The organism is Acinetobacter sp. 1424608 (assembly GCF_000588255.1).
GTDB lineage: Bacteria > Pseudomonadota > Gammaproteobacteria > Pseudomonadales > Moraxellaceae > Acinetobacter > Acinetobacter nosocomialis.
The window spans coordinates 20,102-44,138 of the sequence record NZ_JFXL01000006.1 but is presented as its reverse complement, the minus strand read 5'-3'; the positions used below and the strand labels follow the sequence as shown (position 1 = coordinate 44,138).

Below are 24,037 nucleotides of genomic sequence, written 5' to 3'. Positions count from 1 at the left end.
TTCGCTGTATATAAAATAATTATGATATACCTATCAGTATAATAATATTTAAGGATAATTCCGTGCTAGATCTCTCTCAAATTTTGGCATTCGGACTCATTTGCTTGGCGATGGTACTCACCCCGGGTCCGAACATGATTTATCTTATCTCTCGCTCCATTAGTCAAGGCAAAATAGCAGGTTTTATTTCCCTCGGTGGGGTTGCTGTTGGTTTTGTATTTTATATGCTCTGCGCTTCTTTCGGGATCACAGCGCTTGTTGTGGCAGTTCCATATGCTTATGACACGATTCGTATTGTCGGTGCCATATATTTACTCTGGCTTGCATGGAAAGCATTACGTCCAAATGCAGCGCCTATTTTCAGTGTAAAAGACTTATCTATCGACTCACCATTAAAATTATTTTTAATGGGCTTTTTGACAAATTTACTTAATCCTAAAATTGCGATTATGTATTTGTCTTTATTGCCACAGTTTATACATCCACAACAAGGCAGTATTTTAGCGCAGTCCATTCAACTCGGAACCATACAAATTTTTGTAAGTGTTTCAGTCAATGCACTGATTGTATTTTCTGCAGGTAGTATTGCGCTCTTTCTACAGCAAAAACCGCTTTGGGCAAGCATTCAACGCTGGATTATGGGGACCGTATTAGCCGGACTCGCTGTTCGTATTCTTTTAGAACACCGCCGATAACCACTTTGTTTTCTTCCCCCTGCTCTAAAACTTCAATTTACTCCTGTGTATTACGACGATAAATTCAGTTCATGATACACTTTTGCCAGTTTTAACTTTTTAAATTCTTTATATCGTTATGAGCCAAAAGCAGCCTTATACGCCCGGTGAGTTTCAATGGTCCTTTTTATTACCTAAATATTGGGGTGTATGGATTGCGATTACTTTCCTCATGCTTTTGGCTATTTTTCCATGGGCGATCCAATGGCGTTTAGCTCACGGGTTAGCAAATATCGCTTGGAAATATTTAAAATCTCGCCGCAAAACCACTATTCGCAATTTAGAAGTTTGCTTTCCCGAGTGGTCATCTGAAAAAGTACAGCAACAAGCAAAACAAGTTTTTGTAGATATGATGCTTGGTATTTTTGAGACCTTAAACGCATGGTATAAGCCTTACTGGTTTAAAAACCGCGTCACAATTGAAGGTTTAGAACACATTACTGATGCTCAAGCTCAGGGCAAAGGTGTTTTATTACTGGGAACTCATAGTACTTTGCTTGATGCCGGTGGTTATGTATGCGCTCAATATTTTGAACCTGATGTTGTTTATCGTCCTCAAAATAATCCACTACTCGATATGCTGATTTATCGCTGCCGCAGCACAATCTACAAAGCACAAATTGATCATGATGATATGCGCGGCTTAATTCGTCACCTTAAAGATGGTGATGCCATTTGGTATAGTCCCGATCAAGACTTCGGGCTTAAACAAGGCGTTATGGCACCATTTTTTGGAGTGCCAGCTGCGACAGTAACGGCTCACCGTCGTTTATTAAAAATTTCCAAAGCGGTTGCTGTTCCTTTATATTTTTATCGTCATGGCGATGTACAGGACCCTAAATATCATATCCTAATTGAACCTGCAGTCGACAATATGCCAAGCGAAGATGAAGTCGATGATGCAACCCGCGTAAATAAGATTATTGAGAACCAGCTTCGTATCGCACCAACTCAATATATGTGGTTTCACCGTCGTTTTAAGACACGTCCTGAGGGATATGAAGAGATCTATTAAATAATCTTCAGTAACGGCCGCACTGTAGTAATAAACATCTAAATAAACACCAGCATGTACTATCGTGCGAAGGCGACAAGGACGTCGCCCGTTGGACTACGACATTATGGATGTGTCGTTAGTCCAACAAATGGTTTTGTTACTTTTGCCAAAACAAAAGTAAGGAGTAAACTCCACCTATTAAATGAATAACCGGTAAAACACCGCTTTGCTACAACCTAAAGGCAAAATCAATGAAAGTGATGCAACTTCTCCCAGAACTCAATAGCGGTGGCGTAGAACGCGGCACACTGGAAATTGCACGTGCACTGGTTGCACAAGGCCACCAATCTTTGGTTGTATCAAATGGCGGACGATTAGTGTCTCAACTTGAAGCCGAGGGCTCTAAACACTTAACACTACCGATTCATAAAAAATCTTTATCGAGCTTATGGCAAATCCGCCCTTTACGTCGACTTATTGAAGAGCATCAGCCCGATATTGTCCATGTACGCTCACGTGTGCCAGCTTGGCTTACCCATTTTGCCTTAAAGGGAATACCAGCACATAAGCGCCCTCACCTCATTAGCACAGTACATGGTTTCTATTCGGTCAATCGTTATAGTGCGATTATGACTCAAGCTGAAAAAGTAATTGCCGTTTCTGACAGCGTAGTTAAATATATCACTGACCATTATAAAAACTGTCCACCACAAGATATTGTCCGGATTTATCGAGGAATTGATCCTGCTGCTTTCCCGTATAACTATCAACCTTCAGCACAATGGTTTAATCAGGTTTTTAATGACTTTCCTGAACTCGAAAATAAATTTTTACTATGCTTGCCTGGTCGTATTACCCGCTTAAAGGGACATGAAAGCTTAATTGAGTTAATGCAACAACTTCAGTCGCAATATCCTCAATTACATGCTGTGGTTGTGGGTGGTGCCGATGCTAAAAAACAGGCCTATTTAAGTGAGTTGCAAAGCACCATTCAAAACAAAGGACTTGCAGATAAGATCACCTTTGTAGGACATCGCTCAGATATACGTGAATGGCTCGCTTTTAGCGATATTGTGCTCTCTCTATCCAATCAGGCAGAAACATTCGGTAGAACAGCATTAGAAGCACTGTCAGTCGGTACGCCAGTGATTGGCTGGAATCGTGGAGGTGTTGCAGAGATTTTATCTCATGTATATCCACAAGGTCTTGTTGAAGCTGAAAATGAAAAAGCTTTAGTAGAAACAGTAAAGCATCATATTGAACAACCGCAAACAGTCGCACCTGTGACAATGTTCAGTTTAAAAGATATGTGCGACCAGACGCTTGAGCTATATCAAAGTGTATTGAAATAACGTAATAAAAAACCCGCGATCATCGCGGGTTTTTTATTAACTAAAAGAAAGCAGTCTTATTTAAATGTTGCTTCATAAGCAGCAGCTTTTTCATAGTCATATTGTTTTTCCCACTTACTGATAACAAGTACAGCAAGTGCGTTACCAACAACGTTCAACGCAGTACGTGCCATATCCATGATACGGTCAACACCAGCAATAAACGCTAAGCCTTCCACAGGAATACCAACACTACCTAATGTCGCTAATAACACAACAAACGATACGCCAGGAACACCTGCAATACCTTTCGAAGTAATCATTAATGTTACAACCAAAATAACTTGTTGGCTGATCGACATTTCAATACCGTAAAGCTGTGCAATAAAGATTGCTGCGATACTTTGATAAAGCGTAGAACCGTCAAGGTTAAAAGAATAACCAGTTGGGATTACAAAACTAGAAATCGCTTTTGGCGCACCATAAGCTTCCATTTTTTGCATAATACGCGGTAAAACTGTTTCAGAACTCGCAGTTGAATATGCCAAGATTAATTCATCTTTCAAAATCTTAAACAAAGTAAAGATGTTGATGCTGAACATTTTTGCAGTTAAACCAAGTACCACTAAAGCAAAGAACAAGATTGCACCGTAAACCAATACAACCAATTTACCTAATGGAATAAGTGAAGCAAAACCAAAGTTTGCAACAGTTACAGCGATTAAACCAAATACACCCACTGGCGCATATTTCATGATGATGTGTGTCACACGGAACATTGTTTCCGATACAGCATGAAATACATTTAATAATGGGTCTTTTGTTGTAGCTGGCAATGAAGATAAGCCAATACCAAAAAGCACAGCAAAGAAAATCACTGGTAACATTTCGCCATGTGCCATTGAACTAATAATGTTCGTTGGGATAAGCGATAATATCGTCTGGATAATACCATGAGACTGTGACTGTACTTCTTCAGTTGTATGCTTATATTGAGAAATATCAGTTTGAACCAGTTGAGACATATCAATGCCTGAACCTGGATGGAAGATATTTGCTGCAACCAAGCCGACCAAAATAGCAATAGTAGTAATAATTTCGAAATAGAGAATGGTTTTAAAACCAAGACGCCCAAGACTTTTTGTACTGCCAACACCCGCAATACCTAAAATCAATGTAGAGAAAACGATTGGAATAACAATCATTTTAATCAGGCTAATAAAGATCTTACCTAACGGCGTAAGAACGTTATTTACAATACTATCTTTGATTTCAGGCTGATTATGTAAAACAGCCCCGACAACTATCCCTAGGATTAAAGCAATTAAAATTTGCCACGCAAGGCTAAATTTAAAATTCTTCATAAGACAATCCTTATGCACCGCAAAGTATCAAATATGAGAGGGAGAAGACCACTATCTTAGAGTGAAACCTCAATATGTACACTAATTTCCAAACAGAAATTTAAATGCACAAGCAAATCACAACCCGCCGATCCGGCGAAGTAAACAACAATGCCTGTTGACGATCCAACATGTCAACGATCGGCACATTCTATTGAGATTTGCCAATTAAACAAGTCCAATTTATGTCTAAATAGACCAAAGCCTATATTTATTCTTCAATAATCTATAAAAACAAAAACTTATCAAAAAAAATTTTTGTATCTATTTTCATCGAAAAAGGCTCGGATATATAAAAAAACTTATGGACAACTACCTATAATTAAATAGATTTTAAAATTAAGATAATCTTAAAAATATTTCTTTAATTTACAAATAATTAAATGGTATTTATATAAAATATCAACCCGAGTTCTGCGTCCTGCAAAACTCGGGTAAATGAGGTTGTGCTTTCAGGGTATATAATTCTTTTTATTGCTTCCGTTCTAACATCTTATCCGTGATGTCGTTCCATATCAGCTTAGTGCATCCTTACTTGGGATTATCCATTCCCGCTTCCGTGTGCCGATGAATGTAGAATACGGGTTTTAGTTCCCCCTGCCTATTGGACCTAGACTCAAATCTTTGTACGATATTGCTTACAACCTGCTTTTATATACTTTTCTCTTTATAAGGCTCTGCAATTTCATCAGTCACTATTTTTTCTTCTTTTTCCGCTTTAGCAATACCTTCTTGTATTGCAGCTTGAGCTTCTTCTTCATCATCTTGAGTTTCTTCAACTTCTTCTTGAATCTCTTCAAATATTCGACCTGTTTGTAAAACAACGTAGACAGGAAAATGATCTGAGCCAATATGAGATAAACGCTGCATTTTTACTAAACCAAAGTCTGTACTATGAAAGATATGATCAAGTGACCAACGCAATAAAGAGTAATCTGCATGAAAAGTATTAATAAAGTGTCGGCCAACTCGCGGATCGAGTAATCCACTAATACGTTGAAATAAACGTGTTGTGCGTGACCATGCGACATCATTTAGATCTCCCATCACGATACAACTCTCATCCAGATCTTTAATTTGATCTCCAACAATTAAAAGCTCTGCATCTCGTAGTGTTGAATCTTTTGCTTCAGTTGGACTAGGCGGTTTAGGATGTAAACAGTAGAGCTGAACAGGCATCCCAGAACGTAAGATTACAGTGGTATGAATAGAAGGAATTTCATTACTTAAAATGAACTTGACCTCAGTATTTCTAAGCGGTAACCGGCTATATAAATGCATGCCATATAAATTATCTAATGGTACAGGCACACGGTAAGGGTACTCCTCTTCAATTTCTTTTAGAGCATTTTCCCATGTCTTGTCACTTTCTAACGTCAACAATAAATCAGGTTTTAATGTCCGTACATGCTCAAGTAATAAATGATATTTATCATTGGGTGTAAGCACATTAGAAACAATTAATGAAATCTGTTTTTTAGGATCTACTTGATGTTGCTTTACCTTTTTAACCTGTTTTTTCCAAAACAAGGTATAAGGCAAAACCATATTAAGTTGATAAGCAATTGCTGCAATGAGTACTGCAAGCAAAAGCTCACGCCATATGTTCCATTCAGACGGCCAAAACAACATGCCAATTAAAGCAATAAAGCCTACAAACAGAATTTGTAAACGTGGAAAATCAGCCCCTCTAAACCACCACTCATCACGAGGGATAAGTGACCAGAAAGTCAACCAAATCACCACCACAGACACAACTTCGATATAAATCATTGAAATTACTCTTTTAAGATGATTTGTTTTTTAATGTTTTTGTCATCTTTATCAATTTTGTATGTAACATAAACAAGATATTCTACTCAATAAAATTGCTGTTTTGATTCTGTAACGCTTGCAGTTGTGAGCACTTTTGATACACTCAACTCCCCCTAACAATTTTAACGCACCGAGGCAAAATGACATGAAAGTAGGTCTGGTCGGTTGGCGCGGGATGGTCGGTTCCGTCCTTATGCAACGTATGGTTGAAGAGAATGATTTTGCTCATATTGAGCCATTCTACTTCTCTACCAGTAATGCAGGTGGTGAAGCTCCTTCATTTGGTGGTAAGACTGCCCCAGCACTTATGGAAGCTACAGACATTACCAGTCTGAAGCAAATGGATGTCATTATTACCTGCCAAGGTGGTGACTACACGTCTGAAGTTTTCCCACAGTTAAAAGCAACTGGTTGGGATGGCTACTGGATTGATGCTGCATCTACTTTACGTATGTCTGATGATGCAATTATCGTTCTTGATCCAGTTAACCTTAACGTAATTAAAGACGGTTTAGCGAAAGGTACTAAAACTTTCGTTGGTGGTAACTGTACAGTATCACTTATGTTGATGGGCGTAGGCGCACTTTTCCAAAATAATTTGGTTGAGTGGATGACTGCTATGACTTATCAAGCAGCATCAGGTGCTGGCGCACAAAACATGCGTGAGTTGTTAACAGGTATGGGTTATTTGTACAACAATACCAAGACTTTGTTAGATGATCCTAAATCTGCAATTCTTGATATTGATCGTCAAGTTGCTGAGTTACAACGTGGTGAAGGCTTCCCTTCTGCTAACTTTGGTGTGCCACTTGCTGGTTCATTGATTCCTTACATTGATAAACAGCTTGAAAGCGGTCAATCTAAAGAAGAGTGGAAAGGTCAAGTTGAAACCAACAAGATTTTAGGTAACTCTCAAATTGTTCCTATTGATGGTCACTGTGTGCGTATCGGTGCAATGCGTTGCCACTCTCAAGCATTAACCATCAAACTGAAAAAAGATGTTCCGCTTGATGAGATCGAAGATATGATTCGTAACTCAAACCAGTGGGCTAAAGTTGTACCAAATACACGTGAAGCATCGATGACTGATCTTACACCTGTAGCTGTGACTGGTACCTTAACTGTACCTGTAGGCCGTTTACGCAAACTCAATATGGGTAAAGAGTATCTCGGTGCATTCACAGTAGGCGATCAGCTACTTTGGGGTGCTGCTGAACCTTTACGTCGTATGTTACGTATTTTAGTAGAATACAAAAGCTCATAATTTGACCTGAATTATTCAGTCAAAATAAAAAGCCGATCACATTTGATCGGCTTTTTCGTAACTGGTTTGTGAAAAATTAACAATTTATTTACATTTCATTATTGTATAATTTTGAACGACTTTACGACTGATCAGGTCATGGATTGAGATGACTGCATATAACAAATTAAAAATTGCCATTTTCACCATTATGTCTTCGCCTTGTGTTTATGCGATTACATTAGATCCTATTCAAATTCAATCTGCACCTGGGGAATTACTTTATGCAGAAATGAATTTTCAGCAAGCAGATCCCAATACCCCATTACAAGTCAGTTTAGCCACTCAAGAAGATCTTAATAGTTTGGGAGTCACTCACCAACCTCCTGGTAATCTGAACTTTTATACACGACAAAATGGCCAAGGTACTGGCGTTATTGTGATTACCTCATCTCGTCCTATTATTGATCCTGAACTGAATATTGTCGTAAAAGTCAGTGAGGGTAATGCAACTCGCCTTCAACATATTAAAACTGTTTTAAAGCCATCGCCTATTAAAAAGGTTGCTGCGAATGAAACTCCACTTTCACCACAATTTATCGTAAATGAAAAAGACATCGCGTTAAACCTACCTGAAAGTACTCGGTATACACCTGCTGAGACAGCAACACCTGTAGCCGAAACTACAGCTAATGAGCGCAATCTAAACATTAGCACTGGAACTGCTCCAACTTTAAATAGCTCTGCTCCTATGGCTTCTGTTACAGACCAATCTTCAGCTCAAGCACCACAGCAAACAATAGCAACAATGAGTACAGAACCATCTGCTGTAGACAAGCAACCAGTTGCTCCTCTCAAAACGAACAATGGCAATCAAGCCACTACAGTCAAAAAAGCAGCCCAACCTAAGCCTGCTCAACAAAAAAATCTATTAAGTAAAAACACACAAAAAAAACAAAAAATAAGCACCTATAAAGGTCCAGCACCTACAGGTAAGTATGTTGTACAACGGAATGAGTCTTTATGGTCTATTGCTAATCGCATCGCAGCACAAACTAAACAACCTGTAGCTAAAGTCATGCGAGATATCCAAGCTCAAAATCGACATGCTTTTATCCAAGGCGATGTAAACCGTTTACGTCAGGGAATTTCACTAAATTTAACAGCCGCAAATACAGCTAAAGCGCCTCATACAAAACCTAAATCGACTGAAGCTAACTTAGCAAAACCTACTTCTGGCCGAGCTAAATATCGTTTGCAACAAGCTGAAATGAGCATTGTGGCAGAGAACAGCCCAAATTCTAATCATGGAAGTGCAAAAAAGAGCACACAACAAGGTCAAAACAATACTGAGTTAGCAGTAAAAGTTATGACAACTCGAGAAAAAACCGTTACATTACAAAGGAATGTAACCAAACTAAATCAAACTTTAAGTTTAAAAGACCAACGTATTCAACTTCTGAATGCGCGTTTGGCAGAGTTACAGCAGCAATTAAAAGCACAGCAACAAACTCACAAGCAAAAACACTAAGTTAAAACCAGAGTTAGCTCGCTTTATATTGCAATATTTTATTTTTTAAGGGGAAAGTAATGTTATATGTGATTCCGTTTATCATATTACTCGTGGTTGCTGTTGTTTTAAAAAAGCGCGAGAATGGCCAAAAACAAGAGACCACCTCCCCAAAAAGTATAAGTAAAAAATCGGGCAAAAAAGCAGGTGCCAAATCGAGTAAAAGCTCGCGTGAAAAAAGTAAAACCAATGTAGTTGAAGAAGTCACTCCTGCTCTTCCACAAAGTAGTCCTGTTCCTGAGGCTGTTCGTCAAAATATTCAACAGCTCATTCAAGAAAAACAGTTTTCAGCGGCTGAAGCTCAAGTCAATCAGGCACTAAAAAAAGACAATACCCAGCATGAATTGTATTTATTACTTCTTGAAGTTCATATTGCTCAAAAAGATGAATTCGCGATTCAACAACTAATTAGCCACATTCGCAGTTTGGCATTAAATGAAATCGCGATTAAAGCAGAAGCAAGACAAAAAGAATATGAGTCTGCAAGACAACCCGATGCTATTGATTTTCCTCAATCTCAATCGTATGAAGAACCGAAAAACACACCTGACACAACTGCTCAGTTTGACCAGTTAACAACAAGTTCTTCTGAAACTTCTTTTGATGACTTGCAGAAAGACTATACACCTGTAAAACAAGAACCAGCAGTTGAAGTTGAACCGTTAGAATTTAACTTTTCATTTGAAAAAACTGCAGCTACCGAAAATATCAGTCAACCCATACAGGAACCAGAACAATCAACATCTCAGCAAATACCAGAAGTTTCGTCATCTCAAGAAATAAATGAACTAGCTGATTTAGAGTTTTCTTTTGACTTGGCACCTCTGCATGAAAATGAAGAAAAAACTCAAGCAGTAGAAGTAAAAGCAAATCAAGAAAATAGCCTTAATGCATTAGATTTTAACCTTGACTTAAATCCTTCAATTTCAGAAAAGAAATCTGATGAACAAGTTTCATCATTAGATGAACTTACACTCGTAGAACAAGCATCATTAGAAGCGACTTCTATCGCACCTCTTGAGTTTTCGCTAGATGAACCTGCACTAGTTACAGCACCAGAAATTGAAACTCAAAACCATCTAGATGTAGTAACTAAAGAGGCTACTCAAACTCAAATAGAGGATCCACTTCTAGAGGCATTTCCAGAATTAAAACAAGTAAATGAAAGTGAGCTCGACTTAAAACTGGCTGAGCAATATATCAAGTTTGGTGAGAACCAAGCAGCGCGCAATTTACTACAGGCTAATGAGCAAAAATTCAACACAGAACAACAACAACATGCGAAAAACCTACTTAATCGCATAGCTTCTTAGAACTGTTCGATTTACCATAAGCAGTCAGAGATGACTGCTTTTTTATGCCTGCAAAAATATGAAAAAAATAGCCTTATTTTACATGGGTGGTACTTTTGGTTGCGTCGGTGAGCCGTTAGCACCTATGCCTTATGACCAATTCTTACCTCAACTTGAGAAAGTGATACCTCCACACTTAACAGTTGACTGCTTTGCGGCACCCAATATTGTCGATAGTAGTGCATGTACAGCTCCTGATTGGTTACGCCTAATTCAACGCATACAACAACTACAACTTAAAGGCTATCAGCATTTCGTTGTTATTCACGGTACAGACACGCTCAGTTATGCGGCTGCGACCCTAGCTCGCTTTTTAGGCCAAAGCTGTCATATTGTGATTACTGGTAGCCAATACCCGTTACTCAATGTTCAAGGTGATAATACTCGTGAATTCACTGATGCAATTGAGAACTTATATCTTGCATTAGAACAAGTGATTAGCTTACCTGTAGGTGCTTATCTTGCATTCCATCATCAAATATTCCATGCACAAACTGCATTAAAAACTCATACAACTGAACTCGATGCATTTTCAGGTTTAAGTAGTGAAGTTGAATTTACGCCTCAACAAAATGAATTGATCGTACAAGATGCTCAAATTGAACGAGCTGCTTCATTTCAGATTTTAAACTGGATGATGCAACCGATTTCAACACAGCACTTGGTACAACAGTTACGTCACTTACTTCCTGCTCCACCGCACTTTTTAGTGTTACAAGGCTTTGGTACAGGCAATATCGCAGTTAACCCTGAACTATTGGCAACCTTAGATGAACTCTATGCTCATGGATGTGTTCCAATCTTGGCAACACAAGTGACATTTGGCGGCATTGACCAACGTTATGCAATTAGTGCATGGGCCAAAACTGCAAAAATTGTCATTAATGATGCACATAGTCATGCAGATCTTTATACAAAAGCACTTCAAATCTATTTAAAATACCCAACCCCAGAACAATGGCTCAGCCATTGGAATGAAAATTTGCATTAAATAGAGGTAAAGCTATGCAACGTTATGCGGTCGGTATTGAGTTTAGCGGAGTTCAATATCGAGGATGGCAAACACAACAGCCAGGCGTTGCCAGCGTTCAGGAAACTATCGAGCGTGTACTCAGCAAAATCGCAGATGAACCTATTGCACTTCACGGTGCGGGCCGAACAGATGCGGGAGTACATGCAACGAATATGGTGGCACACTTCGATACGAACGCCATTCGTCCAGAAATGGGATGGTTGAGAGGAGCAAATAGCCAGTTACCTAAAGATATTTCCATTCAGTGGATTAAACTGATGGATGAAAATTTTCATGCACGCTTTAAAGCAACGGCTCGACGTTACCGCTATGTTATTTATAACGCTCCTTGCCGACCAGCCCTCTTACATAAACAGGTCACGCACATTTACCAAAAGCTAGATGTGCAAAAGATGATTAAAGCTGCTAGTAAATTTGAAGGTACACATAACTTTGAAACCTTTCGCGCAGCAGCATGCCAGTCCAATAAACCTGTTCGACATGTAACGCATTGTCGTCTATTTGAACATGGCCGCTATTTAGTGTTAGATATTCAAGCAGATGGTTTTTTACACCATATGGTGCGTAATATTGTTGGATGCTTACTCGAAATTGGTCAAGGTATGTATGAAATAGACCATATTGATACGATGTTTGCAGCACAAGATCGTAAAGCGGCAGGAGTCACTGCTCCACCTGACGGTCTCTACTTTATTCAATGTTATTATCCCGAGCAGTTTGTCTTACCACAGCCACCACTTGGGCCACACTGGTTAAACCTACCTGAGTAGGCTTAACCCATTTTTATTAGCGATGCTGTTTACGCTTACGGTACTCAACTGGTGTTTCATTAGTCCAACGTTTAAACGCACGATAGAACGTACTTGGTTCAGAGAAACCCGTTAAATACACAATACGCTCCACACTCTCACTGGTATTTGCCAAAAGTTTTTTAGCTAAACGACAACGGTAGTCAGAAAGTATTTGTTGGAAACTAGTATTCGCTTCACTCAACTGAGTGCGTAAACGACGTGGCGTAATATTTAATTGTGCTGCTACAGTTTCTAGCGTGGTTTCTCCACTTTCTAGTGTTGAACCAATCGCTCGACGAACCTCACCGACCAAATCATAACGTGCCAATTCTTGTAGCTTTTCAATTGCGAGCTGTTCATGCAGTTGCAATAGTTCAGGTTCCGCCTGCCAAAGCTGGAAGTCTAAAATAGCAGGGTCAAAATATAGCCTTGTTTCTTTTTGCCCTAAACTTACTGGGCAGCCATAAACTCGGAAATATTCATCTTCCGAAGCACCTTCACTAAAGTTAAAATCGATGAAGATAGGATGAAACTGACCTTCGGTAATAAATTTGAAGAATCGAAGCACACCAGAAATCGCACATTCTGAAAAATGACGATTCACAAGGTTATCAGCCCCCACTTGCTCACCATTGGTTAAATAGCAACGTCCATCTTCGACAACCAGCTTTGCATCAAATGCATCACTAATTAGACGTTGATACGCTAAAGCTCTTTTAAGGCCTTCACCAAAGGTTTCACTACTAATAAATAAATGTTCAATCACCTGACCACGGTACAAAGGCAAATGCTCACCTAAATGCAAACCGATGTCTGGATCTTTACTGACTTCCTGAGCTGCAGTCCAAAAGGCATACTGTGCACTTAACGGAGTACGTGCATTTGTATCGACCTGATTTAAAGCGACTCCCGCTTTAGTTAATATTTCTTCTGTTGGCAATCCTGCACGACGAATTGCTTGATAGCCAAAACGTAATACAACTGATGCATCTGTTAGCTGACCCACGCAGTGCCCTTCCATGTAGATACTTCATTGATACTTAGGAGCTGTTGACTCTTTATGCATGAACAGTCCCTAATAACTATGATTTTAGATTAGCGTTGATTGACCAAACTGACAACAGAATTAGAGTTGTTTTGTGAAAAAAATTACATCTTTTTTTACTAGTCATAGTTTAACCAGATGCTTTAACAAGAAGATGTCTATCTTGTTTTTTTTAAATAAATTGACTATAATTTGCGCCTTTCCAATTTGATCATCAGGTAGGCTATGGCCAATAAAGAGGAACTCATTGAGTTCGAAGGCGTTGTCACCGAAACGCTTCCTAATACGATGTTCCGTGTACGTCTTGAAAACGGTCACGAAGTTATTGCACACATTTCTGGTAAAATGCGTAAACACTATATCCGTATTCTTACTGGCGACAGTGTAAAAGTCGAAATGACTCCATATGACTTAACTAAAGGTCGTATTACGTACCGTGCTCGCTAATTAGTGAATGCAAAAAAGCCACTTCATGATGTGGCTTTTTTATTGCTTTATTTATTCACTTAATCGACTGGACTTACACCCAACTGTTTGGCATTCACGCAATCTTTCTTGTAGCCAATGGTTTCTTTCCTGCGTTGTCTGTAAACGACACTGCACGTCTACACTATTTCTATTTGAATCTGTACATTCAGCATCACGTTGACGTATCCACGCAAGCTGAGACTTCTTAAGCGTATTCCTTTGCGCCGCATTCAATTTTGCTCTTAATGCCTGATAATTTTTATTTAGATCTGCATCAGCACTCGCATAGATTTTATTTGTACAGTAAATATCATCATAGGTATTACGAGTAGTGTCGCAATTATCGGCATATACCGCTGTTACTCCAAAGCTGCATAAAAGTGCTAAAAGTATTTTTTTCATCATGTTTTCCTTAAGTTTTTTGCAAAATAATTATAAAGCCTTTCAGATATGAGTATGAATTGCTAGATAAACTCATCCTCCATTTATCATAAACTTCCTTTTTTTCTTTACAAGCTAGGCAATCCAACCTACCGTTATCTAACAATAAATATAATTTGATAGAGAGAAAAATGAATATATCGAACCTATGCCGAATAACCTTGCTCTCAGTGATGTCTATTTATTTGAACGGTTGCGCAACTCAACCACGCCAATCTGTCGACTTACAAGAATATTTAAAAGGCTTTCTGGGCAAATCATCGACCACCATTCAACAAGAACTAAACTTACGCGGTCTTGGCTTTCAAATTGCGCATGTTCCACAAAAAACATCAAATCAACTCATCTACACGATTTTACGGCCATTAAGTATTCCCATTCCTATGGTGAGTAATGTAGAGATGGGTGGTAATCCAGTTCCTATCCAATCCGGGACATTAGGGAGCAACTCTTACGATGTTAATTTTAATTGCAAAGTTATTTTTCAGCTTAAAAATGACATTGCCGAGTCTATTCAATACGAAGGTAAAGCTTGCTAAACACAACCATAAAAAAACGCAGCTTGAAGCTGCGTTTTTTAGCAAAGTAGCGATTAAGCAAGAGCAGCAACGACTGCTTCACCCATCTCGGCTGTACCTACTTTAGTCATGCCTTCAGACATAATATCGGCTGTACGGAAACCTTGATCAAGTACTTGCCCTACTGCATCTTCAATTGCTTTAGCAGCAGCTTCTTCACGGAAGGTATAACGAAGCATCATTGCGACAGAAAGAATGGTTGCTAATGGGTTTGCCACATTTTGACCCGCAATATCAGGCGCCGAACCATGACAAGGTTCATACATGCCTTTGCCATTTTCATCTAAAGAAGCTGACGGCAACATACCAATTGAGCCTGTAAGCATTGCTGCTTCGTCAGACAAGATATCGCCAAATAAGTTACCTGTAACGATTACGTCAAACTGTTTAGGTGCACGTACAAGTTGCATAGCAGCATTATCCACATACATATGTGAAAGCTGAATATTTGGATAGTTCGCTTGCTGTAAGTCAGTAACCGTTTGCTTCCAAAGCTCTGTCACTTCTAAAACGTTTGCTTTATCTACAGAACACACTTTACCGCCACGTAATCCTGCAAGTTCAAAAGCAACTTTTGCAATACGCTTAATTTCGCTCTCAGAATAAACGTCAGTGTTATAGCCCTGTTTTTCACCATTTTCGAGTTCACGAATACCACGTGGTTGACCAAAGTAGATACCACCAGTCAATTCACGAACGATCAAAATATCTAAACCTGCAACAATTTCAGGTTTTAAGCTAGAAGCATCAGCCAATTGTGGATATAAGATCGCTGGGCGCAAGTTAGCAAATAAGTTAAGTTCACTACGAATTTTTAAAAGACCGCGTTCAGGGCGAATAGAACGTTCAATAGTGTCCCATTTTGGTCCACCAACGGCGCCTAATAAAATGGCATCAGCTTTTTTGGCTTGCTCACTTGTTACAGCTGGATATGGTTCTCCATGAGCATCAATCGCAGCTCCACCTAACAAGCCATGTTCCCAAGTCAAAGACAAATTAAATTTTTCATTTACTTTATTTAATACTTTTTCTGCTGCCCCAACAATTTCAGGACCAATCCCATCGCCAGCCAAAATTAAAATCTGTTTAGACATGAAGTTTTCCATTTTCAAAGACAAGACAGTGTTATGACTGTCGTGGTGTTAGTTTTTTCTGTTCGAGAAATTCACCGAGTCCTGTGGTTACATCAAATGGTCGACAAAAACGGCGAATTACACGCCCATCCTGCTCTAAGTCAACACATAATGGATCTGGTACAGAAACATTCAGCAAACTACCCGAACGATTAGATTTGTCTCGGTACATTTTAAACATATAGCGATGGTTGGCTTTGAATTGGTGAATAACATGGATGGTTTCTGCCCGATCTGGAGAAATCGGATAGTAACGAATCACCACTTCATATTGTTTGGCAGGCACAGATAAATACAAACTATTGCTTTGACTTAACACCGAACCATTTAATCTCACAATTCCTTGATGAATTGCCTGATTACTAATACGACGTGTCTGTGCATCAACAACAGTAATATCATTTAGCCGTTCAAATTCGCAACTTTTTGCGCCCGAACAATATATTGCTGCATTCTGCCCCAAATTTTCTTGTTCAGCCTGCTTAATACGAACAGTATCCACTACATTGTAAGTGCTCTGACAAGCACTTAGTGTTATTGCGCACAGGCCCAACAAAAAGCTATGAGTAACGTTCCTCTTCATTGTTCAAGCCCAATCCTCATCTAGTGCATAATTTTAAGCTGTTGTTATGCTTTAGCATGTTAGCAAGAGTTTGAACACGACGCCATGACTATGTTTAAAATGTACCAAAAGGTTAATTTATCTCTTGGAATACCCAAGGACGAACCTGTTTGGTTTTTTCTTCATAAGCGCGAATTGCGTCCGCATTTTGGAGAGTTAAGCCAATATCATCCAAGCCATTTAACAAGCAATGCTTACGAAATGGATCCACTTCGAATTTAAATGCTTCACCTGCTGGTGTACGAACTTCTTGCGCAGCCAAATCAATTGTTAATTGATATCCTTCATTCGCAGCACATTCTTTGAATAATTGATCAACAATATTCTCAGATAAAATAACTGGTAACATGCCGTTTTTAAAACAGTTATTAAAGAAAATATCAGCAAAGCTTGGCGCAATAACGGTACGAAAACCATATTCGTTTAATGCCCAAGGTGCATGCTCACGACTTGAACCACAACCAAAGTTCGTACGAGCAATTAAAACTGTTGCTCCCTGATAACGTGGTTGATTCAAAACAAAGTCCGGATTTTTTGGACGTACCGAGTTATCTTGACCTGGGTAACCTTCATCTAAATAACGAAGCTCATCAAATAAGTTGTCGCCAAACCCAGTGCGTTTAATCGATTTTAAGAACTGTTTTGGAATAATTAAATCTGTATCGACATTGGCACGATCTAATGGTGCAACGATACCTTGTTCAACTGTATAAGCTTTCATGGTTTGCTCCAGACCGAATTAAAATGAACGAACGTCAACAAAATGCCCTGCGATTGCAGCCGCTGCTGCCATTGCCGGACTTACCAAGTGAGTACGACCACCATTACCCTGACGACCTTCAAAGTTACGGTTTGATGTCGATGCACAGTGTTCGCCCGGTTGTAACTTGTCTGCATTCATGGCTAAACACATTGAACAACCCGGTTCACGCCACTCGAAACCAGCTTCCAAGAAAATTTTATCCAAACCTTCTTTTTCTGCCTGCTGTTTCACTAAACCAGAACCCGGAACAATCATCGCTTGCTTAATGCTAGAAGCCACTTTACGGCCTTTAACCACCTCAGCAGCAGCACGGATATCTTCAATACGTGAGTTAGTGCAAGAACCAATAAATACACGGTCAAGTTGAATTTCAGCCAATGTCTGACCTGCGTTTAACCCCATATATTGATACGCACGTGTCCAGTCACTACGTTGTACGTCATCTTTCGCTTGTTCTAAAGTTGGTACAGCTTTCGACACCGGAATCACCATCTCAGGTGAAGTACCCCAAGATACTTGTGGTTCAATCTCTGCACCATTTAATTCAACAACTGCATCAAAAACAGCATCATCGTCTGAATGTAAAGTATTCCAATAAGCAACCGCTTGTTCCCACTGCTCACCTTTTGGTGCGTAGCTACGGCCTTTTACGTATTCGATAGTCTTATCATCAACTGCGACCATACCCACACGAGCACCCGCTTCAATCGCCATGTTACATACCGTCATACGCCCTTCAATCGACATATCACGGAAAACTTGACCACCAAACTCGATTGCGTAGCCTGTACCACCCGCAGTACCAATTTTACCGATAATCGCCAACACCACATCTTTTGGTGTTACGCCCTTACCTAAAACGCCATCAACACGAACCAACATATTTTTTGATTTTTTCTGAATCAAACATTGTGTCGCTAAAACGTGTTCAACTTCAGATGTCCCGATACCATGTGCCAAACACCCAAAGGCACCGTGAGTTGCTGTATGCGAGTCACCGCATACTACCGTCATACCCGGTAAAGTTAAGCCTTGCTCAGGACCAACAACATGCACAATACCTTGGCGAATATCATTAATACCAAATTCAACGATATTAAATGCCTTACAGTTATCATCTAAGGTTTGAACCTGAATACGAGACGTATCATCTTCAATACCTGCAATGCCCTGATCACGCTCTTTTTTAGACGTTGGAACGTTGTGGTCTGGTGTAGCTACGTTTGCGCTTAAACGCCACGGTTGACGACCCGCAAGTTGCAAACCTTCAAATGCTTGTGGACTTGTTACTTCATGCAATAAATGACGGTCGATATAAAGTAAGCACGAACCATCATCACGCTCTGTAACTACGTGGTCATCCCACAATTTGTCATATAAAGTTTTGCCTGCCATGTCGTCTTGCTCCATTGGACTGGGTAATTCTAATCTTTCTTCGATTATAGCCAGAGTTTCACATAAATCTAATTTATCATTTTTATAAATTAGAAAACTTTTAGGAATCATTCCTGCATATCTTAATATTGCTCAAAAATATTTAAATCGGTTTTGTTAATGATTATCATTTGCATAATCCATTTTTAATCTTATACTCTCATCTCTATACTAAAAATATCAAATATAGGTAGAGAGAACGATGATGGCTAATATTCAAAAATTCGTTGTAAATAACCAACGTACATTAAAGAAAACCTTAAGTTACTACATTATGCATATTACGGTAGCAATGCTAGTCGCGTACTTTGTAACAGGTAACATTTGGATGGCTTTAACCTTAAGTATGTTAGAACCAACCGTACAAGCATTTGCATTTTTCTTTCATGAAAAAGTATGGGCAGCAAAAGACCGTCGTATTTCAGCTTTAAACGAAAAAGAGACAATTGCTTAGGTTAAGATTAATACGCCAAATCACAAGTTTATAGAACGTTTAGCTGCAAGCATGATACGATTTTGGCTTGGCGACTTTAGCCTCTCTCGATTTTTCTATCCCAAGTAGAGTTGTATTATGAATCTTGCAGCCTTTGAAGCTTTTGTAAAAGTTATGGAAACAGGGTCTATCTCTGTGGCTGCAGATCAACTCTTTATTACCCAACCTGCTGTTACCAAACGTATTCATAGTCTCGAAGAATATTTCGGCGTAAAGCTATTTGAGTCGGCAGGACGTGGGGTTCAAGCCACTCATGCTGCGCATTCATTATTACCAAAAGTCAAAAGCTGGTTAAATGAACTTAAAGATATTCACCACACGCTAAGTCATGAACAAACACAAATACAAGGCCGTTTAAAAATTGGCACGAGTCATCACATCGGTTTGCACCACTTACCTGCTCCACTTAAACACTTTGTTCAGCAGTTTCCACAAGTCACTTTAGACGTACATTTTGTTGACTCAGAACAAGCCCACGAACAGGTGCTTGCTGGTGATTTAGAGCTGGCATTTTTAACGCTTCCTCCTTCAGGTGATGAACGTCTTAACTACATTACCATCTGGAATGATCCTTTAGTTTTTGTAGCTGCTCCATTTCACCCATTGGCTCAAAAAAAGAATTTAACCTTACAAGATTTAATTGAATATCCAAGTTTGCTGCCTGCCGCACAGACTTATACAGCCCAAATCACCTTGGCCGAGTTTGAAAAACAGGGGCTTAAACCGAAAATTACTATGAGTAATAACCCTCTAGAGTCAATTCGTATGTTGGTCTCTATTGGTTTAGGTTGGTCAGTTTTACCAAAAACTTTATTGAATCAAGATATGCAGCAGCTCGATTTAAATGTCGAGATGAACCGTCAGCTAGGTATGGTATGGCACCCTGCACGTACGCAATCTAGAGCCATGCAAGAGTTGATTAAAATGATGCAAGAATAACGGTATTAATGGCTATATTTTTTAACAAGGATATAAATCAAAACTGCGAAAGGTAGTAGTAAAAATAGAACGCCCCAACTGAAACATATGGCAGCGAAAATAATTCCGCCAAGTGCACTCATAAACAGTAAAGCAATGATATAAATAAGTAACTCACCAAAAATAGCGGTAATGAGCTGATCTATAAATTCTTGAAAGAAACCATTGCTACCTTTACTTTTAGTGCGCTTATTTTTAGTCATGCTATTTTAATTAATAAAGTTATATATTGATTAGAAATAATACTGTAAATATATACCCTTTACTCTACTATCCTTATACTTTTCGCTTAAGATTCATGATCGTGAAGAATCCATATTCAAATATAATTAAAGTCGGTTTATATATATTTATAACTTTAGCTATCTTAGTTCTAGTTACATTTATTTGGTTTAAACCGATACGTGTTATTTTCGCCCATCACCTTTCATTGTTACATTGTGATGGTCAAGTCTGTGTAGATGATCCAAAGACACAACCTCTTGCGAACACACTTTATAATCAGGCATTACAAGAAACCCAAGATAAATTAGGTGCTTTTCATCAACAGCCCACTATGGTTTTTTGCTCCACTCCACAATGTGCCAATACCTTTGGTATGGAAAAAGCAGCCGCTAAAGCGGTTGGTAATTTGGGGTTATTGGTTGCACCGCGAGGCTGGAAAGATTTCTATATCACTCATGAGCTTATTCATCATCGACAAGCCGAAGAATGGGGAAATATAGCAATGCTGACTAAACCTAAATGGCTGGTGGAAGGCATGGCTTATAGCTTAAGTGATGATCCACGCCCTACGTTATCGGAGCCCTTTCAGCAATGGCGGGCGCAATTCAAGCTTTGGCATCAACAGAACCCTGACCCAAATATTTGGCATGCCACAGAGAAAGTTAAATAATTTATTAAAGCGCGTCATCTCCGGCGAGCTGAATCTTACTATCAACAATTTCATTCATAAATTGCTGATAGTCGTTTAGATTACGCTCTGCATATTCTTCTGCATAGGTTTGTAATACGTCTACAATCGTATCGCCCTCTCCAAGATATCCTATAAGTACATCTGCATTTCCCGATTTTGCATGGGCATGCGCTAAAGCCAAGCCACAATCTTCAGCATACTTATAGAAATACTCTTCATCCATATCCTTAAGATTAAAAGAGATTTTCATATCACGTAACTGACGTACATGAAAATGTTGAGTTGATATTGAGGAAAATCCAAGAAATATATCACTTGCGGCCTGCATCAGTTGCTGGCCATGTATTACACGTTCACCTTCGTGATTTACTTGTTCTACAAATAACGGACTAAGAATTGATGGATTCGCTTCTTTCATTTGTAAAATTAATGGTTCCCGATCTGCATCCTGAAATAATGCTATGGCTGATCGTGTACCAACACTTCCAATACCAACCACTTTAAAAGCCACATCTGTACATTGATAACGATCAAAAAGGACTTGGCGATCATATTTCAAAGAGTCACGGTATTGTTTAAAGAATACGTCAACATCTTTACTAAATGGTTCATCTGCATTTGGGTGCCATAATAACGGCGCATCATCTACAAAATGACGTAAGCCAGTATCTTGGTCTTGCTGTGTAAGCTTCGGCAATACAGAGTACACCGTTTTTTTCTGTGCAGAATCAAGATCCTTTTCGCTTTTCTTTCTTAGTTTTCGGCATTCAGTATTTTCTAATAAGGTAACAGCATCAATTTTTTCATACCAAACTTGTAGGGGCGAAAGTTTCGCATTTTCCAATAAGTGCTGACGATAACTATTCAGCATTATTTTAACTGCTTTTAAACCCACTTTATCTGCAAGATTAATATCGCGTGCTGCAATCACAAAACTGGTTGCTAAACGCTTTACATCCCATTCAAACGGGGCAACTAAAGTTTCATCAAAATCATTAATTCCAAATAATAGGTTGCGTTCTGGACTTGCAAAACCACCAAAGTTACTTAAATGACAATCACCACAAATCTGTTGAAATAAACCTGAATTTAGTGGCTCCCACACTTGGTCAAATAGCATCAAAGAAGGCATGCCACGATAAAATGTAAATGGTGAAACGCTCATCCGTTTTGCACGAATCGGTTTGAGTTTTTCTAAACGTCCTTGGTTACTCCAATCATAGATCGTTAAAGCAGTTGTTCCTTCTGGTCGTTCAGAAAGTTTTGAAAGTTGTTCAAGCGGTACTTTTTTCCGTTGAGTCTTACCTAATTTAAAACCCTCACTTTTACTCAGTAATTTTCCTTGATAGCTATGACGTGTTAAATCAATGCTTTGATTATTCCAAAGTTGTTCTGGTAATTTAATCTGTGGTGTTTTTGACATTATTACCTCTTTTTTTAAATTTATTTTTATTGAACTTATCAATATTTATTTTTGGATTAGGATTTTCATAGGATATAAAAAGAACGATTTAAACCTAATGAATTAAGAGTTGGAAAACCTTAAATACCGTATGGGTCTTCCAAATCTACAATCTTAAATCGACCAGTCCTGAATTTCCCAGTTATGCTCTTGAGCTAACTTTTCTAGGCGATCATCAGGATTTACAGCAATTGCATGTGTTGCATATTCAAGTAAAAAACGGTCATTGATTGAATCTGAATAAGCCCAAGACTCAGACACACTGCGTCCAGCCAACCAATCGTCAAGACGCGCAAGCTTACCTTTTTGATAACATGCTAAGCCTGCAACTTTACCTGTATATTTGCCATCAACAACTTCGGCATTGGTTGCTAAAATTTCAGTAATGCCAAATTCACGGAAAATCGGCGCCGTAATAAAATCACTCGTTGCCGTAATACCCACAATGGTATGGCCTAAATCTTGATGTTTCTTAATCGCCTCAAAACCTTTAGGACGCATTTGAGGGCGAATTACTTTTTCCATAAACAACTGATGAAGCTCAGTTAAATAGTTATTGTCATGCTTAGTTAAAAAGCCAAAAACAAATTCATTATAAGCATAGGGGTCAAGTTGCCCTGCTTTGTAATCTTCATAAAATTTATCATTCATCTGACGATGATGAACCGGATCAACCAAACCTTCATTGACTAAAAATTCACCCCAAGAATGGTCTGAATCGGTATTTAACAAGGTATGGTCTAAATCAAACAACGCCAGTTTCATGAAAATTCTCGTTTAAACTGAAATTTAAGAAAAAAAATGTAAATCTATCTCCGCTAGTCGATAGAAATTCGTTAAGATCGTAACAATTTAAACATTTTACTTTGATCTTTTCGAGCTGGACATAAAAAGTTGTTGGTCCCCGTGGTCAAAGTCAACGATATAGACAAATATTTAGGTAGCCAAATGATCGACTCAGAAGGTTTCCGACCGAATGTCGGGATCATTTTGGCAAACGATGATGGACAGGTTTTATGGGCAAAGCGCATTGGTCACAATGCTTGGCAATTTCCACAAGGAGGCATCCAGTTTGGAGAAACCCCTGAACAGGCACTTTTTCGAGAACTGAGAGAAGAAATCGGCTTATTGCCCGAACATGTCCAGATTATTGCGCAAACCAAGGGATGGCTGCGTTATCGTTTGCCACATCGGTACATTCGGTCAGACTCTGACCCCGTATGTATCGGACAGAAACAAAAATGGTTTTTACTGAAGTTAACTGCGCCTGCAAAAAATATTCAGTTGAACCTCTCTGACCCGCCCGAATTCGATGAATGGCAGTGGGTTAGCTATTGGTATCCTCTTGGTCAAGTGGTGAACTTTAAGCGTGATGTTTACCGCAAAGCCATGGTGGAGTTGTGTACACAGTTGCCTATGCAACAATTACCCTAAA

25 protein-coding genes are annotated in these 24,037 nt (G+C 39.0%); 14 read left to right on the top strand and 11 right to left on the bottom strand.

The features are described 5' to 3' along the window. Positions 1–62: 62 nt before the first annotated feature. The 3 genes from J678_RS12115 to J678_RS12105 all read left to right on the top strand — a co-directional run bounded on the left by J678_RS12115 (position 63) and on the right by J678_RS12105 (position 3,083). Positions 63–695, top strand: a complete 633-nt coding sequence (locus J678_RS12115; RefSeq protein ID WP_004883388.1) for a LysE family translocator — start codon at positions 63–65, stop codon at positions 693–695. Positions 696–813: 118 nt separating this feature from the next. Beyond that, positions 814–1,749, top strand: a complete 936-nt coding sequence (locus J678_RS12110; protein WP_017393954.1) for a lauroyl acyltransferase — start codon at positions 814–816, stop codon at positions 1,747–1,749. A 233-nt stretch (positions 1,750–1,982) separates the two neighbouring features. Next, the gene (locus J678_RS12105; RefSeq protein WP_017393955.1) at positions 1,983–3,083 is read left to right on the top strand and encodes a glycosyltransferase family 4 protein; all 1,101 of its coding nucleotides are present in this window, start codon (positions 1,983–1,985) and stop codon (positions 3,081–3,083) included. Positions 3,084–3,139: 56 nt separating this feature from the next. Here the strand turns inward: J678_RS12105 and gltP are convergent, their stop codons facing one another. Further along, positions 3,140–4,426: a glutamate/aspartate:proton symporter GltP gene (gene gltP / locus J678_RS12100; RefSeq protein ID WP_002053256.1), complete on the bottom strand. Its 1,287-nt coding sequence runs from the start codon at positions 4,424–4,426 to the stop codon at positions 3,140–3,142. Between the two features lie 690 nt (positions 4,427–5,116). Continuing rightward, positions 5,117–6,238, bottom strand: coding sequence for an endonuclease/exonuclease/phosphatase family protein (locus tag J678_RS12095; RefSeq protein ID WP_017393956.1), 1,122 nt, complete (start codon positions 6,236–6,238; stop codon positions 5,117–5,119). 187 nt (positions 6,239–6,425) lie between these two features. Between J678_RS12095 and asd the strand changes: the two genes are divergently transcribed. From asd to truA, 5 genes are all read left to right on the top strand, one after another. Further along, the gene (asd, locus tag J678_RS12090) at positions 6,426–7,544 is read left to right on the top strand and encodes an aspartate-semialdehyde dehydrogenase (protein ID WP_002053322.1); all 1,119 of its coding nucleotides are present in this window, start codon (positions 6,426–6,428) and stop codon (positions 7,542–7,544) included. A gap of 148 nt (positions 7,545–7,692) precedes the next feature. Then, positions 7,693–9,054 (top strand): FimV family protein, encoded by a 1,362-nt coding sequence (locus tag J678_RS12085; protein WP_017393957.1) that lies wholly within the window; start codon positions 7,693–7,695, stop codon positions 9,052–9,054. Between the two features lie 59 nt (positions 9,055–9,113). After that, complete coding sequence (locus J678_RS12080) at positions 9,114–10,406, top strand: hypothetical protein (protein WP_017393958.1); 1,293 nt, start codon at positions 9,114–9,116, stop codon at positions 10,404–10,406. 58 nt (positions 10,407–10,464) lie between these two features. After that, complete coding sequence (locus J678_RS12075; RefSeq protein ID WP_017393959.1) at positions 10,465–11,436, top strand: asparaginase; 972 nt, start codon at positions 10,465–10,467, stop codon at positions 11,434–11,436. Between the two features lie 14 nt (positions 11,437–11,450). Further along, positions 11,451–12,248: a tRNA pseudouridine(38-40) synthase TruA gene (gene truA / locus J678_RS12070; RefSeq protein WP_017393960.1), complete on the top strand. Its 798-nt coding sequence runs from the start codon at positions 11,451–11,453 to the stop codon at positions 12,246–12,248. 16 nt (positions 12,249–12,264) lie between these two features. Here truA and J678_RS12065 read toward each other — a convergent pair whose 3' ends face one another. Continuing rightward, positions 12,265–13,275, bottom strand: coding sequence for an AraC family transcriptional regulator (locus tag J678_RS12065; protein WP_004710706.1), 1,011 nt, complete (start codon positions 13,273–13,275; stop codon positions 12,265–12,267). A 264-nt stretch (positions 13,276–13,539) separates the two neighbouring features. On the opposite strand from J678_RS12065, the gene infA reads away from it, so the two are divergent. After that, on the top strand, positions 13,540–13,761 hold the full coding sequence (infA, locus tag J678_RS12060; RefSeq protein ID WP_001284370.1) for a translation initiation factor IF-1: 222 nt from the start codon (positions 13,540–13,542) through the stop codon (positions 13,759–13,761). A gap of 51 nt (positions 13,762–13,812) precedes the next feature. On the opposite strand, the gene J678_RS12055 is transcribed toward infA, so the two are convergent. Further along, positions 13,813–14,187: a lysozyme inhibitor LprI family protein gene (locus tag J678_RS12055; protein ID WP_002053311.1), complete on the bottom strand. Its 375-nt coding sequence runs from the start codon at positions 14,185–14,187 to the stop codon at positions 13,813–13,815. Between the two features lie 167 nt (positions 14,188–14,354). On the opposite strand from J678_RS12055, the gene J678_RS12050 reads away from it, so the two are divergent. Next, positions 14,355–14,762: a hypothetical protein gene (locus J678_RS12050; protein WP_004710708.1), complete on the top strand. Its 408-nt coding sequence runs from the start codon at positions 14,355–14,357 to the stop codon at positions 14,760–14,762. A gap of 53 nt (positions 14,763–14,815) precedes the next feature. On the opposite strand, the gene leuB is transcribed toward J678_RS12050, so the two are convergent. The 4 genes from leuB to leuC all read right to left on the bottom strand — a co-directional run bounded on the left by leuB (position 14,816) and on the right by leuC (position 18,714). After that, the gene (leuB, locus tag J678_RS12045; protein ID WP_000043184.1) at positions 14,816–15,895 is read right to left on the bottom strand and encodes a 3-isopropylmalate dehydrogenase; all 1,080 of its coding nucleotides are present in this window, start codon (positions 15,893–15,895) and stop codon (positions 14,816–14,818) included. 31 nt (positions 15,896–15,926) lie between these two features. Continuing rightward, positions 15,927–16,517, bottom strand: coding sequence for a hypothetical protein (locus tag J678_RS12040; RefSeq protein ID WP_004710709.1), 591 nt, complete (start codon positions 16,515–16,517; stop codon positions 15,927–15,929). 112 nt (positions 16,518–16,629) lie between these two features. Further along, positions 16,630–17,277 carry a 3-isopropylmalate dehydratase small subunit gene (leuD, locus tag J678_RS12035; RefSeq protein ID WP_004710710.1) on the bottom strand — a complete coding sequence of 216 codons (648 nt, stop codon included), beginning with the start codon at positions 17,275–17,277 and terminating at the stop codon, positions 16,630–16,632. An 18-nt stretch (positions 17,278–17,295) separates the two neighbouring features. After that, positions 17,296–18,714 (bottom strand): 3-isopropylmalate dehydratase large subunit, encoded by a 1,419-nt coding sequence (leuC, locus tag J678_RS12030; RefSeq protein WP_025466172.1) that lies wholly within the window; start codon positions 18,712–18,714, stop codon positions 17,296–17,298. Positions 18,715–18,958: 244 nt separating this feature from the next. Between leuC and J678_RS12025 the strand changes: the two genes are divergently transcribed. Both J678_RS12025 and J678_RS12020 read left to right on the top strand, forming a co-directional pair. Beyond that, the gene (locus tag J678_RS12025) at positions 18,959–19,207 is read left to right on the top strand and encodes a DUF2061 domain-containing protein (protein ID WP_031944679.1); all 249 of its coding nucleotides are present in this window, start codon (positions 18,959–18,961) and stop codon (positions 19,205–19,207) included. Between the two features lie 117 nt (positions 19,208–19,324). After that, a complete protein-coding gene (locus J678_RS12020) occupies positions 19,325–20,185 on the top strand; it encodes a LysR family transcriptional regulator (RefSeq protein ID WP_004710713.1) in 861 nt (286 codons plus the stop codon). Between the two features lie 5 nt (positions 20,186–20,190). Here the strand turns inward: J678_RS12020 and J678_RS12015 are convergent, their stop codons facing one another. Beyond that, positions 20,191–20,427 (bottom strand): hypothetical protein, encoded by a 237-nt coding sequence (locus tag J678_RS12015; protein ID WP_006580478.1) that lies wholly within the window; start codon positions 20,425–20,427, stop codon positions 20,191–20,193. A 95-nt stretch (positions 20,428–20,522) separates the two neighbouring features. Between J678_RS12015 and J678_RS0104175 the strand changes: the two genes are divergently transcribed. Then, a complete protein-coding gene (locus J678_RS0104175; RefSeq protein WP_017393963.1) occupies positions 20,523–21,119 on the top strand; it encodes a hypothetical protein in 597 nt (198 codons plus the stop codon). Between the two features lie 4 nt (positions 21,120–21,123). Here the strand turns inward: J678_RS0104175 and J678_RS12010 are convergent, their stop codons facing one another. Both J678_RS12010 and J678_RS12005 read right to left on the bottom strand, forming a co-directional pair. Further along, positions 21,124–22,563, bottom strand: a complete 1,440-nt coding sequence (locus J678_RS12010; protein WP_017393964.1) for a DUF2252 domain-containing protein — start codon at positions 22,561–22,563, stop codon at positions 21,124–21,126. A gap of 153 nt (positions 22,564–22,716) precedes the next feature. Further along, positions 22,717–23,367, bottom strand: a complete 651-nt coding sequence (locus tag J678_RS12005; RefSeq protein WP_002053378.1) for an HAD family hydrolase — start codon at positions 23,365–23,367, stop codon at positions 22,717–22,719. A gap of 183 nt (positions 23,368–23,550) precedes the next feature. Between J678_RS12005 and J678_RS12000 the strand changes: the two genes are divergently transcribed. Then, the gene (locus J678_RS12000) at positions 23,551–24,036 is read left to right on the top strand and encodes an RNA pyrophosphohydrolase (protein ID WP_000567255.1); all 486 of its coding nucleotides are present in this window, start codon (positions 23,551–23,553) and stop codon (positions 24,034–24,036) included. The last annotated feature ends 1 nt before the right edge of the window (position 24,037 follow it).